General features: G+C 61.2%; 13 protein-coding genes. 5 read left to right on the forward strand and 8 right to left on the reverse strand.

What is annotated here, in order from left to right; all coding sequences use genetic code 11:
• The first annotated feature begins 31 nt into the window (after positions 1 to 31).
• Complete coding sequence (cysK, locus tag AC1DWZ_RS20860; protein ID WP_477170871.1) at positions 32 to 982, forward strand: cysteine synthase A; 951 nt, start codon at positions 32 to 34, stop codon at positions 980 to 982.
• A 134-nt stretch (positions 983 to 1,116) separates the two neighbouring features.
• The gene (locus tag AC1DWZ_RS20865) at positions 1,117 to 1,878 is read left to right on the forward strand and encodes a HesA/MoeB/ThiF family protein (protein WP_477170872.1); all 762 of its coding nucleotides are present in this window, start codon (positions 1,117 to 1,119) and stop codon (positions 1,876 to 1,878) included.
• A 60-nt stretch (positions 1,879 to 1,938) separates the two neighbouring features.
• Here the strand turns inward: AC1DWZ_RS20865 and AC1DWZ_RS20870 are convergent, their stop codons facing one another.
• Both AC1DWZ_RS20870 and AC1DWZ_RS20875 read right to left on the reverse strand, forming a co-directional pair.
• The gene (locus tag AC1DWZ_RS20870) at positions 1,939 to 3,426 is read right to left on the reverse strand and encodes a CARDB domain-containing protein (RefSeq protein WP_477170873.1); all 1,488 of its coding nucleotides are present in this window, start codon (positions 3,424 to 3,426) and stop codon (positions 1,939 to 1,941) included.
• Between the two features lie 143 nt (positions 3,427 to 3,569).
• Positions 3,570 to 3,977 carry a hypothetical protein gene (locus AC1DWZ_RS20875; RefSeq protein WP_477170874.1) on the reverse strand — a complete coding sequence of 136 codons (408 nt, stop codon included), beginning with the start codon at positions 3,975 to 3,977 and terminating at the stop codon, positions 3,570 to 3,572.
• A gap of 248 nt (positions 3,978 to 4,225) precedes the next feature.
• Here AC1DWZ_RS20875 and AC1DWZ_RS20880 point away from each other — a divergent pair, with 248 nt between their 5' ends.
• A complete protein-coding gene (locus AC1DWZ_RS20880) occupies positions 4,226 to 5,320 on the forward strand; it encodes a calcium-binding protein (protein ID WP_477170875.1) in 1,095 nt (364 codons plus the stop codon).
• 49 nt (positions 5,321 to 5,369) lie between these two features.
• Here AC1DWZ_RS20880 and AC1DWZ_RS20885 read toward each other — a convergent pair whose 3' ends face one another.
• The gene (locus AC1DWZ_RS20885) at positions 5,370 to 6,353 is read right to left on the reverse strand and encodes a 2-hydroxyacid dehydrogenase (RefSeq protein ID WP_477170876.1); all 984 of its coding nucleotides are present in this window, start codon (positions 6,351 to 6,353) and stop codon (positions 5,370 to 5,372) included.
• A gap of 288 nt (positions 6,354 to 6,641) precedes the next feature.
• Between AC1DWZ_RS20885 and AC1DWZ_RS20890 the strand changes: the two genes are divergently transcribed.
• A complete protein-coding gene (locus tag AC1DWZ_RS20890; protein ID WP_477170877.1) occupies positions 6,642 to 7,112 on the forward strand; it encodes an SH3 domain-containing protein in 471 nt (156 codons plus the stop codon).
• Here AC1DWZ_RS20890 and AC1DWZ_RS20895 read toward each other — a convergent pair.
• From AC1DWZ_RS20895 to irrA, 4 genes are all read right to left on the reverse strand, one after another.
• Complete coding sequence (locus AC1DWZ_RS20895) at positions 7,109 to 7,705, reverse strand: DUF3501 family protein (RefSeq protein WP_477170878.1); 597 nt, start codon at positions 7,703 to 7,705, stop codon at positions 7,109 to 7,111. The genes AC1DWZ_RS20890 and AC1DWZ_RS20895 overlap by 4 nt on opposite strands.
• 161 nt (positions 7,706 to 7,866) lie before the next feature.
• A complete protein-coding gene (locus tag AC1DWZ_RS20900; protein ID WP_477170879.1) occupies positions 7,867 to 9,198 on the reverse strand; it encodes a heterodisulfide reductase-related iron-sulfur binding cluster in 1,332 nt (443 codons plus the stop codon).
• Between the two features lie 124 nt (positions 9,199 to 9,322).
• A complete protein-coding gene (locus AC1DWZ_RS20905) occupies positions 9,323 to 9,742 on the reverse strand; it encodes a rubrerythrin family protein (RefSeq protein ID WP_303979248.1) in 420 nt (139 codons plus the stop codon).
• Positions 9,743 to 9,922: 180 nt separating this feature from the next.
• A complete protein-coding gene (gene irrA, locus AC1DWZ_RS20910) occupies positions 9,923 to 10,342 on the reverse strand; it encodes an iron response transcriptional regulator IrrA (RefSeq protein WP_477170880.1) in 420 nt (139 codons plus the stop codon).
• Between the two features lie 180 nt (positions 10,343 to 10,522).
• Here irrA and AC1DWZ_RS20915 point away from each other — a divergent pair, with 180 nt between their 5' ends.
• Positions 10,523 to 10,858 (forward strand): cupin domain-containing protein, encoded by a 336-nt coding sequence (locus AC1DWZ_RS20915; RefSeq protein WP_477170881.1) that lies wholly within the window; start codon positions 10,523 to 10,525, stop codon positions 10,856 to 10,858.
• Positions 10,859 to 10,865: 7 nt separating this feature from the next.
• Here the strand turns inward: AC1DWZ_RS20915 and AC1DWZ_RS20920 are convergent, their stop codons facing one another.
• Complete coding sequence (locus tag AC1DWZ_RS20920) at positions 10,866 to 13,157, reverse strand: caspase family protein (protein ID WP_477170882.1); 2,292 nt, start codon at positions 13,155 to 13,157, stop codon at positions 10,866 to 10,868.
• Positions 13,158 to 13,168: the final 11 nt, after the last annotated feature.

Consider the following 13,168-nt stretch of genomic DNA (forward strand, 5'->3'; position numbering starts at 1 on the left):
AGACAGAATATTTGACTCAAGGAACATCAAGATGAGCACCTTCCGCGGCAAGATCTATGACAATTTCCTCGCCACCATCGGCGCAACACCGATCGTGCGGCTGGGCAAGCTGGCGCGCGCCGAGGGAGTGAAGGGCGATCTGCTGGCGAAGCTTGAATTCTTCAACCCGCTTTCATCCGTGAAGGACCGCATCGGCCTTGCCATGATCGAGGCGCTGGAAGCCTCCGGCAAGCTGCAGCCGGGTGGCACGCTCATTGAGCCCACCTCGGGCAATACAGGTATCGCACTTGCCTTTGTGGCCGCGGCCAAGGGATATCGCCTCATCCTCACCATGCCGGAAAGCATGTCGCTGGAGCGCCGCAAGATGCTGCGCCTGCTGGGGGCGGAACTGGAACTGACGCCAGCGGCGCGTGGCATGTCTGGCGCCATCCAACGCGCCGAGGAGCTGGCGGCCGCGACACCGGGCGCCGTCATCCCGCAGCAATTCAAACATGCCGCCAACCCCGAAGTGCACCGCCGCACCACGGCGCAGGAAATCATCGCCGATTGCGGCGGCAAGCTCGATTATTTTGTCTCCGGTGTCGGCACGGGCGGCACCATCACCGGCGTCGGCGAGATTCTGAAAAAGGAAATCCCCGGGGTGAAGATCGTCGCTGTCGAACCCGAAGACAGCCCGGTCCTCTCAGGTGGCCAGCCCGGCCCGCACAAGATCCAGGGTATCGGCGCCGGCTTCATTCCCGACATCCTCAACCGCGGCATCATCGACGAGGTGCTGCGCATCTCCAACGCCAATGCCTTTGCCATGGCGCGCAAGATCGCCAAGATCGAAGGCATGCCGGTCGGCATCTCATCGGGGGCCGCCTTGACCGCCGGCATCGAAATCGGCCAGCGTCCCGGCCATGAGGGAAAGCGCATCCTGGTCGTTCTGCCCTCATCGGCGGAGCGCTATCTGTCGACGCCCTTGTTCGAAGGGCTGGAGTAAAGAGCCCCCTCACCCCAACCCCTCTCCCCGGAGGGGCGAGGGGCTATTCAGATTGACTTGGTTGGATAGCTCCCTCGCCCCGCGATAGCGGGGAGAGGGCGGGGGTGAGGGGAACTTGCAACATCGAGGCTTCCATGACCGACCTTACCGACCGTCAGCTGGAACGCTATGCCCGCAACGTCATCCTGGATGAGGTGGGCGAAGAGGGTCAGCTGAAGTTGCTGGCCGCCAAAGTGCTGGTGGTGGGTGCCGGTGGGTTGGGCGCGCCGTTGCTGCTCTATCTCGCTGCCGCCGGCATCGGCACGATCGGCGTCATCGACGACGACACCGTCGATCTCACCAATCTGCAGCGCCAGGTGATCCACGATTCAGCCTCGGTCGACCGCCCCAAGGTGGAGAGTGCTGCCGCCCGCTTGCGCGCGCTCAACCCCGACATCGTCATCGAGCCCATCGCAGCACGCCTCAAGGCCGAGAATGCCGCGGACATTATCGGGCGCTTCGACCTGGTGGCCGATGGCAGCGATAATTTCAACACGCGCTATCTCCTGAACGATCTGTGTTACCGGCTGAAAAAGCCGCTGGTGTCCGCCGCCCTGCTGCGCTTCGAAGCGCAGCTCTCGACCTTCAAGGCGCATCTTGGCAGCCCTCACCCCTGCTATCGTTGCCTGTTCCCGGAACAGCCGCCGGAAGATCTGATCCCCCGCTGCGAACAAGCCGGCATCCTGGGACCTGTCGCCGGTGTCATGGGCTCGCTGCAGGCAACCGAGGTACTCAAGGAGATCTTGGGTCTTGGCGACAGCCTCTCCGGCCGCCTCCTTATGTACGATGCCCTGGGTCCCGCCTTCCGCGAAGTGCGCTTCAAGCGCGATCCCCAGTGCCAGACTTGTGGCAACTAAGAATCATGCGAAACGCCGCCCGGCCTTTGGGACCGGACGGCGTCACGCAGGATCGCCAGCCTATTTGTACTGAAACCCGTTATTGCCTTCGTCGGATTCCTTGATCCGGTTCGGGCTGTCGACTTTGATTTCGATCTGCTGGGCGGAGCTTGCCGTCACACCCAGCTGTACCAGCACGACTTGAGACGTGCCCGGATCGACCACCGGTACCGACGTGCCGCGGATGACCGTCTCACCATTCTTCTGGCTGATGGCCTGCAGATTGGTGGGCGTCGACGGGCCGGTGCCGACATTGGTGATCTTGACGAAGACCTTGCTCAGCAAATTCGCGGCCGGCTGTACATCTTCGACAACGAGATCGGCAAGGTCGGGCTTGGCGTTGAGGCCGCCCACGGTTTCCGCCATGCATTTCACCGAATAGTCGGCGATGTTGGAGAGTTTCTTGTGCGGCGACAGGACCTCAAGCTGGAAATAGCCTTGTTTGAGATCCGGATCATTGGGCGCCACCAGGCCGAACGCACCACCCTGCGCTGCCGGTGCCTTGAAGCCGAGATCGGCCGGTTTGCCCTTGTCATCGATGGTGATGACGTGATCCAGGAACTTCACCTCGGACTTGGTGAAGTTGACCTGGAATTCCTGGGAATGATGGCCGAGCTGGTCAATAAAGCGATAGCGCACGAGACCCTTGCCGGTGGCTTCGATGGTTGGGTTGAGATGGAGCTTCGCGGGACAGACCCCTTCATACTTGTTGGGCGTGATGGCCAGTGCCGCCTGGTTGACCTGGAATCCCATGGCGATGTCGTCGCTGCCGGTGGGCTTCGGGGTCGGGTCGCCGACGACCTCGCGGCTCGCATCATGCTGGCAAGTGACGCCGATATTGTACCAGGTCTCCTGTGATTGCTTCCATTCACGCGACGACGCGCCGGCCTCGACCACGTCGTGATTGTCGTTCTTGTGGCCCACGCGCGCCACATAGCGGAACGGCGTCGGTAAAGTGGTCTGGCGATCCTGGCCAAATATCTCGTCATGGCTGAGACCCTGCTGCGCCAGATCCTTGCGCAGATTCCGGCAGGCATTGCGCGCCCGTGTGCCGAGGCTGTTATTGCCTACTGCAACCCTCCACCAGCCATCCATATCGACCTTCTTCGTCGGACCATGGTCGATTAGGGCGGCGAAATTGGCTGGGTCGAATCCGTTCAGCGAACCGCAGCAGGAGCCGATCTGGCTTCCGGAATCGATCGGCGCTATGCCGATGACGATGTAGGATTCCTTGATCCGCCATTTGCTCTTGCTGACTTCCGTCTTGAGATGGAACGGCAGCGCGAGGTTGGTTGGCTTGGCGGTGGCATAATCATCCTTGTCGGGCACCACAACAATCAGGTTATGGGTGCCAAATCCTGCCGCCTGTTCATTCTGGGCAGGGCCGATTTCAGGATTCGACAATGCTTCCGACGTCGGCGTGTAGATATCTGCCGACGCGGTGGCGCTGGCCGTCAGGGAAAAGAGAGCTGCGGTGGCGGTACGCGTGAGGTGTCGATACGTCATCATGACCTGCCTCCTATGGACCCGCCGTGCCGGGGGGAATCCCGGCTTTCATGTCGGATGGGTTCCAAGAGCAGTCGTCAGGTGTCGCCCAGGCGTTCGACCCGTTCACGCGATCGTCAGACAGAGGCGCTGGAATGTGTCGTGGGTCACAGTCCTTCGCGCCGGCGCTGCGCCAGGATCATCTCGCGGTTGGCGGCACTAAGCTTCTTCAGCGTCAGCGCATTCTCGTCCAGCACGCGCCAGACCGGCGTGATCCTGGAGAGCGGCATGCCCTGTTGATGCGCTTCGAACGCCGCCTCGGCACAAGTGCGCAAATGATAGCCGGTATAGACGGGGCAGGCGCCATCGGCACCGTGGCGCTTGGCCAGTTCGGCGCGCATCCCGGCATTGCTGACGGATGTCCGCCGCGGGATGGCGCGGATGAAATCGTCGATCATGCGGGCAGACGGCAGCAGCATGAGGCCACCCTTCTTGACGCCGGCGCGGGTCACCGGCATGCGCTTCACTTGGTGCGGCGCCGGGTTTGCCAGCTTGTCGATCCAGCTCTTGGCCATCGCGCTCCTCCTTCGAAGACGGCAAGAATAGCGTCAGCTTCTTTGACAAATCTTGCGCATAATCTGCGTGCCGGACCCCAGGATGTGCGGTCGCACTAAGAGCTATCTCGCCCGAGAAGCACCCAGATGTGCGGCTTCCACCAAAACGACGCGCACGATCACGATCCTGCCTCCCATCACCAACTTTTGCATGCCTCGGCGCGACAGAGACATAGAGCAAGGGGCAACCCGCCCGTTTGCAGGTCAGCATGGAGGCTCAGATGTACAGCATGTATTACTCGGCGCCGTTGCCCATCACGTCGCCACGTTATTACTGGGGTACCAATGATGCCGATATCATCCGGGGCGCCAGTGTCACCTACAATTACGCCATGGGCTATGGTGGCAATGACTGGATGTTCGGCAATAGCGGTACCGACCAGTTCGATGGCGGCAGCGGCAACGACAATATTTATGGCTATGACGGCAACGATTCTCTCTGGGGTGAGGATGGTCGGGACTGGATCGAAGGTGGCGCTGGCGACGACGAGCTGAATGGTGGCGCCGGCATCGACAATGTCTTCGGGGGTACTGGAGACGACCAGATATTCGGCGAGAGCGGCGACGACTGGCTCTATGGCGGTGGCGGCTACGACAGTATCTATGCCGGCGCCGGTGACGATCATGTTTTGGCTGGCGATGAGGGCGCCGACAAGGTCTATGGCAATGACGGCGACGATACGGTCTTTGGCAGTGTCGACGGCGACTATGTCGACGGCGGCAATGGCGGCGATTGGGTTTACGGCGACAATGGCAACGACTACCTCTTTGGCAATGCTGGCGATGACACATTGCTGGGTGGTTTTGGCAATGACATCATTTGGGGCAGCTATGGCGATGATGATCTCGATGGCGGACCTGGCAACGACCAGCTGGCCGGATCATATGGTCATGACAAGCTCAGTGGCCTGGATGGCGACGACGAGCTCTGGTGCTTGAACACGGATATCGGGGACGACTTCATCCATGGTGGCAGCGGCATCGACACACTGTTCTTGGCATCCAACAGCACGTTCAATCTCTATGACAATACCGCCTATATCGACGGCATCGACCGTATCGACGGGAACTATGCCTCGGTCTCGGTGAGCCTGGTGCCGAATGATATCCTTGAAATGACGGATTCGGGTTGGCTGTTATTTACCGGTGACAGCGACGATACCGTAAAGGCCATCGGCTTTGTGCTGCAGGATACCGGCAATTACACGGAAAATGGCCAGCTGTTTGACTCGTACGGGGCGTCTGTGAACGGCCAGCAGGTCTATCTCTCGGTCGATCAGGACGTCACCGTCGTCCTCAGCTGACCCCAACAAGGAAACGGCCCGCTGCGATGATCGCGGCGGGCCGTCGCTGTCAGAGCAAGGCTTCCAGCACCCGGTCCGGCGGCTTGTGGCCATCGGCGAAGGTCTTGATGTTGATGATGACCTTCTCGCCCATGTCGACGCGGCCCTCGATCGTGGCCGAACCCATATGCGGCAGCAGCACGACATTGTCGAGCTTGAGGAGTTTCGGGTTCAAGGCCGGCTCATGTTCGAACACGTCGAGGCCGGCGCCAGCGATCTCGTTCTTGTCGAGCATGCGGGTCAACGCATTCTCGTCGACGATTTCACCGCGCGCGGTGTTGACGATATAGACATGCTTCTGCAGCAGCTTGAGCCGCCGCGCGGAGAGGAGATGATAGGTGGCCGGCGTGTGCGGGCAATTGACTGAGATGATATCCATGCGCGAGAGCATCTGATCGAGGCTCTCCCAGTAGGTGGCCTCCAGCGCCTGCTCGACCGCGGTGCTGACACGGCGGCGGTTGTGATAATGGACCGAGAGGCCGAAGCCCTTGGCACGCCTGGCCACTGCCTGGCCGATGCGGCCCATGCCGATGATGCCGAGGCGTTTGCCGTAGATGCGGTGGCCGAGCATGCTCATCGGCCCCCAGCCCTGCCATTTGTTGGAACGGATCAGGCGCTCGCCTTCCGACACGCGCCGCGACACCGCGAGGATCAGCGCCATGGTCATGTCGGCCGTATCCTCGGTGAGGACGCCGGGCGTGTTGGTGACGGTGATGCCGCGCTGGCGGGCGGTGGCGAGGTCGATGTGATCGACACCCGTCCCGAAGGACGCGATGAGGCGGAGCTTGTCACCGGCCTGGGCCAGAACCCCGGCGTCGATCCGGTCGGTCACGGTGGGCACCAGGACGTCGGCGATCTTCACCGCCTCGATAAGCTCGGCCTGGGTGAGCGGATGGTCGTCAAGGTTCAGCCTGACGTTGAACAGTTCCATCATCCGCGTCTCGATGACATCGGGCAGTTTCCGCGTCACCACCACCAAAGGCTTGTTGCTCATGGTCCAAACATCTCCCGGCACGGATCAGGTCGCCCGTTTATAGAGGAGAGTGGTAGCAAGCGGTTGGCTTCCTTGTCGAGGGGCAGGCGCGGCACGGCCCGAATCGGCGCTTTCCTGGCTTAAATGCGGCTGCAACTGACGCAAAGGCGCCGTCCGGTGCCTCTCTTATGGTTTCAATGGCTTGACCCGGGCCGTGCGCCCCTTTATCGCGTGGATATGGGCGCGAATCGGACACTTACCCCCCTGGCTCCCCGTGGCAACCGGCCAAGCCGGCTGGCGCGGCTGGCCTTGCTTGCGCTGCTCCTCCTGTGCCTGCAGCCGGGTGCCGGCCTCCGCGCCGAGGACAAGCTGCCCTTGCCGCGCTTTGCCAGCCTGCAGTCGAACGAGGTCAATATGCGGGCGGGGCCCGGCGAGACCTATCCGATCATCTGGACCTATCAGCGGGCCGGGCTGCCGGTCGAAATCATCGAGGAGTTCGACATCTGGCGCCGCATCCGCGACCATGACGGCGTGGTGGGCTGGGTGAAATCGACCCTGCTGGTCGGCAAGCGCCATGTCCTGGTCCGCGACGAGCAGCGCCCGTTGCGCAAATCCGCCGAAGCCGGCGCCCTGCCGGTCGCGCTCATCGACCCCGGTGTCATCCTCAAGGTGCTGGAATGCAGCGGCGATTGGTGCCGGCTGGAAGTCCAGGGCTATAAAGGCTGGATGATGAAGACGGAGTTCTGGGGCGTCTATCCGGCTGAGGCGCTGGAAGACTAGTCCAAATCCCCCGCGAGGGCCGCGCGCGTTTCTTCGCCGACCACGGCCATATGGGCATAGGCCGGATGGTCGAAGCCGAGGATGATCTGCTGGCCCGGTTGTTTGAACGCGGCAGCTTGGCCGTCGCTCAGCGGGAAGTGGACGAACTGCACGGATGAGGCCTTGCCCTGTTCGTTGGTGCGGTCCTGGTCTTCCTCCGGCACGCCTTTCACGATCTCCCCGTTGAATTTCAGAAAGGCCGTGTGCTCGACGCCACCGAGGCGGTTGAGGAAATTCGTGCGCCGCACCGGATCGTCGATCTCGAACATCACGGTCGCCACCAGTTCGCGGCCCTTGGGGATGAGCGGGTTATAGGCGCGCAATTCGTCGGCCAGCTGCGCATCACCACCCTTCTCGATATAGAGCATCTCCTGCACCTGCTGCAGCATGGTGTCGTAGCTCTCGAAATAGAAGGTCGCGACCGGCCCCACTTCCATGCGCCGCGTCTTTTTGAGCGCCACCACCGCCTTGCGCTTCTCCGACCGGATCTTGATGTAATCCGCGATCGGCAGGATGTCGGCTTTGGTGATTTCTTTTTTGCGGGTGGCGGTCATGTCAGCGTCCGTTCGGTCTAAAGCTCTCTCCCCTACGTGGGAGAGGGTTGGGTGAGGGGGTCTATCAGCCCATTCGCTCTGTCCACCCCCTCTCCCCGACCCTCCCCCACGTAGGGGGGAGGGGGAAGCTCTTCAGCGAGGCAGATCGTTCGTGCGGCGTCCTACATCAACCCATAAGCCCTGGCAAACAGTTCGATCGGGTGTGGCGCTTCCTCCGCCGGCTGTTCGCCGGGCTGGAGGACGCCGATCCCTTGCAGGATATGGGCGCCTGCCAGCGGGCATTCCGACGAGATCTGGCGCTTGCCCGAATTCATCGCCTGGCGTGCCACCGGTTTACCGACCTTGAGGGCCACATCGAAATTCTCCTTCAGCACACCCCAGGCGCCGCCATGGCCCGAGCAGCGCTCGATGACGGCCAGGTCCGCATCTGGAATGAGCTTCAGCATCTCGGCGGCCTTCTGGCCCATATTCTGCGCGCGGGCATGGCAGGCAATATGAAGGGCGACGCCGCCCTCCATCGGCTGCAGACCCGGCGCCAGGCCATTGCGCTTGGCGATGTCGACGACATATTCCGAGATGTCGAAGGTGGCTTGCGAGAGCCGCTTGATCTTCTCTTCATCGGGCAGGATGAGCGGCCATTCGAATTTCAGCATGAGCGCACAGGACGGCACCAGCGCCACCACGTCGTAGCCCTGCTCGACATAGGGCAGCAGCGCGTCCGCCACGGAATGGGCGTGTTCGGCGACACGGGCGATGTTGCCCTGTTCCAGCTGCGGCATGCCACAGCAGCGCGGATAGACCACTTCCGTCTCGACGCCGTTCTTCGCCAGCACCTCTATGGCGGCCACGCCGATATCGGGATTGTTGTAGTTGGCAAAGCAGGTCGCATAGATCACAGCCTTGCGGCCATAAGCGGGCGCTGCGGTATTGAGTTCCGGCTTGTTTTCCATGGCGCGCATGACCAGGGTGCGGCCGTGAAATTTCGGCAGATGGGCGCGATGGTCGATACCGACCACCTTTTCCATCACCTGGCGCGCGGGGCCGTTGTCGGTGAAGGCATTGGCGATCGGTGCCAGCATGCCGGCGGCCTTGCCGTTGCGGTCGGTCTCGGTCAACTGACCATAGACCTTGTCGTTCTTGCCTTGGTGCAATTCGGCAGCACGGTAACGCAGCATGAGATGCGGGAAGTCGACCGCCCATTCATGCGGCGGCACATAGGGGCATTTGACCATGAAGCAAAGATCGCAGAGCGTGCAGGCATCGACCACCTGCTTGTAATCGTCGGTCGCGACGCCTGCTACTTCATCGGGACTGGCATCCACGAGATCGAACAGCCTCGGAAAGGAGTCACAGAGATTGAAACAACGACGGCACCCATGGCAGATGTCGAAGACGCGATGCATCTCCGCATTGATCTTGTCCATGTCGTAGAAATCGGGGTTCTGCCAATCGATCTTATGGCGGAACGGTGCCTCCAGGCTGCCTTCGCGCATGGACCCATCCCTCGCACGTTCGGTTGCAGGAGCGAAAACTCAGACTCCAACGGCTGCACCGCCGGCTCTGTTGGAACCGGCAGTGTCAGCGATCGGACAACACCTATCTGGAAGATAGGCGGTTTTAACCCAGCGTATCGAGCGCCTTCTGGAAGCGCCCGGCATGGGACTTTTCGGCTTTGGCGAGCGTCTCGAACCAGTCGGCGATCTCGTCGAAACCTTCTTCGCGCGCGGTGCGCGCCATGCCCGGATACATGTCGGTGTATTCGTGGGTTTCACCCGCGATCGAGGCTTTGAGGTTCGGCGCGGTGGCGCCAATGGGCAAGCCCGTCGCCGGATCGCCGACTTCCTCGAGGAATTCGAGATGGCCATGGGCATGGCCCGTCTCGCCTTCCGCCGTCGAGCGGAACACGGCGGCGACGTCGTTATAACCTTCGACATCCGCCTTCTGTGCGAAATAGAGGTAGCGTCGGTTAGCCTGGCTTTCGCCGGCGAATGCGTCCTTCAGATTGCCCTCAGTCTTGGAGCCCTTCAGAGCGGCCATTTTTGTCTCCCTAGCTAAATGGGTTGCGCGGGTCTTGGTGCGGGATCCCATCTTGTAAGTGGGGCGGGACGCGCCGCGACAAGCTTGGTGGTGGGCCAGAATCTATGCCTCAGCCCAAACGCTGTCAACAGATTGGAATCGTTTTAATGAGATCGTTTAGTGACTGATCTGATTGGCGAATTAATTATCATTCGCAAGTCGGACAATGACATCGACGCGCGACACTTTCATGCCAGCGGGAGCCGCCGGCAGCTGGCTTAGCGCCACCTCCGAGGCGGGGATATCAATGAGCTTCCCCTCGCCTTCGATGAAGAAATGATGATGCGGCGTGATGTTGTTGTCGAAATAGGACCGGCCGGGTTCCACCACCACTTCCCGGAGCAGGCCAGCGCTCGTGAACTGATGCAGCGTGTTGTAGATCGTGGCCAATGACACGGAGATCCGGCTGTTCACCGCCTCGGCGTGCAATTCTTCCGCGGAGACATGCCGGTCACCGCCTTCGAACAGCAGCTTGGCGAGAGACAGGCGCTGGCGGGTCGGCCGGAGGCCGGCATCCTTCAGCTTGGCGAGGATCGAGGTGAAGGGGCGTTTGATTTCCATGTGTAAAACCCTAATCCAACCCGATCAGCATGAAAAGCCGGAATCTATAATTGCTCAAATTCGTGATCGGACGGGAAATTCCGTGGATAAGTACCAATAGACAGGCATTGGCCACCCGCTATTGATAGAACTCGAAATTCCGCAGAAACCGGCGCTTCGGCGCCGCCTGGAGGCCTGCCCGTGTCCATTCAGTCCATGTCCATTGAAGTGCTGGACCTTGTCGAGCTGGCGCAAAGTGTCCCGGTCGATACCGATCATCCGATCACCAGCAATCCGGTGGGCGAGGTGCTGATCATCCGCCTTGGCCCCGGATATGACTATCCGGAGGAAGTCCACGCCGGCGCCACCGAAACCATCACGGCGCTCTCCGGCCGATTTGCGATTATCGCCGACGGCAAATCCTATCCCGTCCACCAGGGCCAATGCTGCCGCATTCCGCCCGGACTGCACCATCGCTGGGCAGCGGAATCGGAAGCAATCGTCCTGGTTCATTTCGGCACGGCGGTCCCGCACTAGGGACGGGTCAGTTGCCTGCCTTCAGGCGCTCGAGAAACGCGGCGGCGGTATAGTATTCAATGTAGTGATAGACCTTGGTCTCGAGCGTTGCCGCGAAATAGGCTGCGGCCTTCATCTTGTCGCCTTTGCTGAGATAGCGCTCGCCGAGATAGAAATTCGCCTCGCACAGCTGGTTCTGGATATCCTGCCCGGTGCCCTCATGGGCCTTGCGCAGCAACATCTCGTCGTCGAACTTGCCGAGCATCCAGCGCAGCAGCATGCCGGGCCAATCGCTGCCATGGGCCTTCAATGTCTCGCTCAGCAAGGTGCGCGCAGCCCCGGACTTGCCCTGGCGCGTCAGCAGCAGCGCCTTCCATATCTGGCCATAGCCATAGCCCTGGTCATTGGCAATCAGGCGATCCGTCATCGCCAGCGCATCCTTGTCGCGTTCGGCGAGGTAGAGGACGGCAATGCTTTGCAGGCCGTAGCTGCTACCGTCCACACCGATGGCGCGCATGGTGAAATCGACCGCTGCTTTTGCGTTGCCCTCTGCAAGGGCTATGAAGCCGCGCGCGGAGAGGAGGTCGAAACTCTCCTCGAGTGCCAATGCGGCGTCGAGATCGGCGCCGGCCCCGGGCGGATCGTTGCTATAGAGCTTGGCAAAGCCGCGATTGTAGAAGTGCCAGCTGTTCTTGGGATCGAGCTTGATCGCCAGGTCATAGGCAGTCACAGCCCCGGCATAGTCGCCGGCATCCGACAAAGCGAGGCCGAGATTGGCTGGATAGACCGGCTCCGCCGGGTCAAGTGCGATGGCCGCGCGGTATTTTTCCTGCGCCTCGGGATATTTCTGCAGATCATAATATGCGCGCCCCACTTCGTTGGTGAGGTCTCCGCGCTGGGCGTCGTCGAGGCCATTCTTATGGAGCGCATTCTGGCAAGCGCCCAGCCGATGCGCGGCATCAGCGTTTTCGTCACGGCACATTTTCTCAGCCGCATCCGGATCGATCGGCACATCGACGGCGGCACCAGCATTTTGTTCCGGCTCGGCTGCCGGCGCTTCGGCAGTGTCCGCAGCAGCCGGCGCTTCGCTCACGGTGGGCTGTGTTGGCACCTGATTTGCTGATTTTGTCGCTGGCGTCCCGCTCAATTTAGCCAGGCGAACCTGCGCCAGCTCGACAAAATTTCCTTCCGGAAATTTCTCCAGATAGGCGTTGAAATCTGCCGGATTCCTACTGTCTTTCACCTCGTCCCAGAAGGCGAACTCCAGCGCGCGTTGGTCGTCCGAGGCTTGCGTACCAGCGGGTTTAGCTAACTTGTCCGGCGTCACAGGCTTTTCGCTCAGCAACGTCAGGCGGTTCTGCGCCAGCTTGGCGAAATTGCCCTTGGGAAACTGTTCTAGATAGGCGGCGAAATCCGCCGGGTCCTTGCTGTCTTTAACCGAATTCCAGAAAATCAGCTCGACCGCACGCTGGTCTTCCGCGGCGTCGGCTGCTGCAGGTGCCGTCCGATTTCCTGCCGGGGTTACAGGCGGTACCGAAGCCTGCGCAGGCATGAAGAAAAAGGGCGCAGTGAGGGACGAGGATTCCCAGGGCGTCTGGGCATTTCCGGTTTCCGAGAGCACGCTGCCGCGCACGGTGCGGAAAGCTTCTTCGATCGAGAGGCCAGGCGTGATGATGGCGGTGGCGAGCGCTGCGGTATAGGGACTGTTCTTGCCCGTGCCGTCGCTTGCCACATCGCCAGGTGCCGTCGAGTAGGCGACGAAGGACCCGCGCGGTGCTTCAATACGCGCAAGGCCCATTTGCGCGGATTTGAACGTGCGCGGCAGCGGATTGTTGCGGCAGGCATCAAGGATGATGATGTTGACGCGTGCATCGGCGAACTGCATCTGCTTCAATACGGTGTCGGCAGAAACAGCTTCCAGATCGACATCGGCTTCCCGCGCAATCTGCGCATTCACCGGGATGAGATAATTGTCACCACCAACCTGCAGGCCGTGGCCGGAGTAATAAAAGAGCGCCGTGACCTCAGGCCCGGCAGCGGTCAGGCGTTTGCCGAACTCGCTGATCGCGCGCTTCATCGCCTTCTGGTCGGCGTCCGTAATCTCGATCACGTCGAAGCCGGCTTGGGTCAGGGATTTTTTCATCAGCGCGGCATCGTTGGCCGGATTGGCCAACCGCCCGATCTCATTGCCGTAATCGGCATTGCCGATCACCAGTGCCACGCGCGGCTCGGCCAACGCACCGGGCAATCCGACCAGCAGTGCAAAGCCCAGGCCCAGCACGGCAGCAGCACAATGCGCGATGGTGCGTATGGCTCTCATGTCGATACAGC

The sequence above is a fragment of the Dongia sp. P2_B8 genome (genome assembly GCF_056404715.1).

Bases quoted from the DNA above. Each gene is read 5' to 3' on its own strand.
- cysK (WP_477170871.1), top strand. From the start codon at position 32: ATGAGCACCTTCCGCGGCAAGATCTATGACAATTTCCTCGCCACCATC.
- AC1DWZ_RS20865 (WP_477170872.1), top strand. From the start codon at position 1,117: ATGACCGACCTTACCGACCGTCAGCTGGAACGCTATGCCCGCAACGTC.
- AC1DWZ_RS20870 (WP_477170873.1), bottom strand. From the start codon at position 3,426: ATGATGACGTATCGACACCTCACGCGTACCGCCACCGCAGCTCTCTTT.
- AC1DWZ_RS20875 (WP_477170874.1), bottom strand. From the start codon at position 3,977: ATGGCCAAGAGCTGGATCGACAAGCTGGCAAACCCGGCGCCGCACCAA.
- AC1DWZ_RS20880 (WP_477170875.1), top strand. From the start codon at position 4,226: ATGGAGGCTCAGATGTACAGCATGTATTACTCGGCGCCGTTGCCCATC.
- AC1DWZ_RS20885 (WP_477170876.1), bottom strand. From the start codon at position 6,353: ATGAGCAACAAGCCTTTGGTGGTGGTGACGCGGAAACTGCCCGATGTC.
- AC1DWZ_RS20895 (WP_477170878.1), bottom strand. From the start codon at position 7,705: ATGACCGCCACCCGCAAAAAAGAAATCACCAAAGCCGACATCCTGCCG.
- AC1DWZ_RS20900 (WP_477170879.1), bottom strand. From the start codon at position 9,198: ATGCGCGAAGGCAGCCTGGAGGCACCGTTCCGCCATAAGATCGATTGG.
- AC1DWZ_RS20905 (WP_303979248.1), bottom strand. From the start codon at position 9,742: ATGGCCGCTCTGAAGGGCTCCAAGACTGAGGGCAATCTGAAGGACGCA.
- irrA (WP_477170880.1), bottom strand. From the start codon at position 10,342: ATGGAAATCAAACGCCCCTTCACCTCGATCCTCGCCAAGCTGAAGGAT.
- AC1DWZ_RS20920 (WP_477170882.1), bottom strand. From the start codon at position 13,157: ATGAGAGCCATACGCACCATCGCGCATTGTGCTGCTGCCGTGCTGGGC.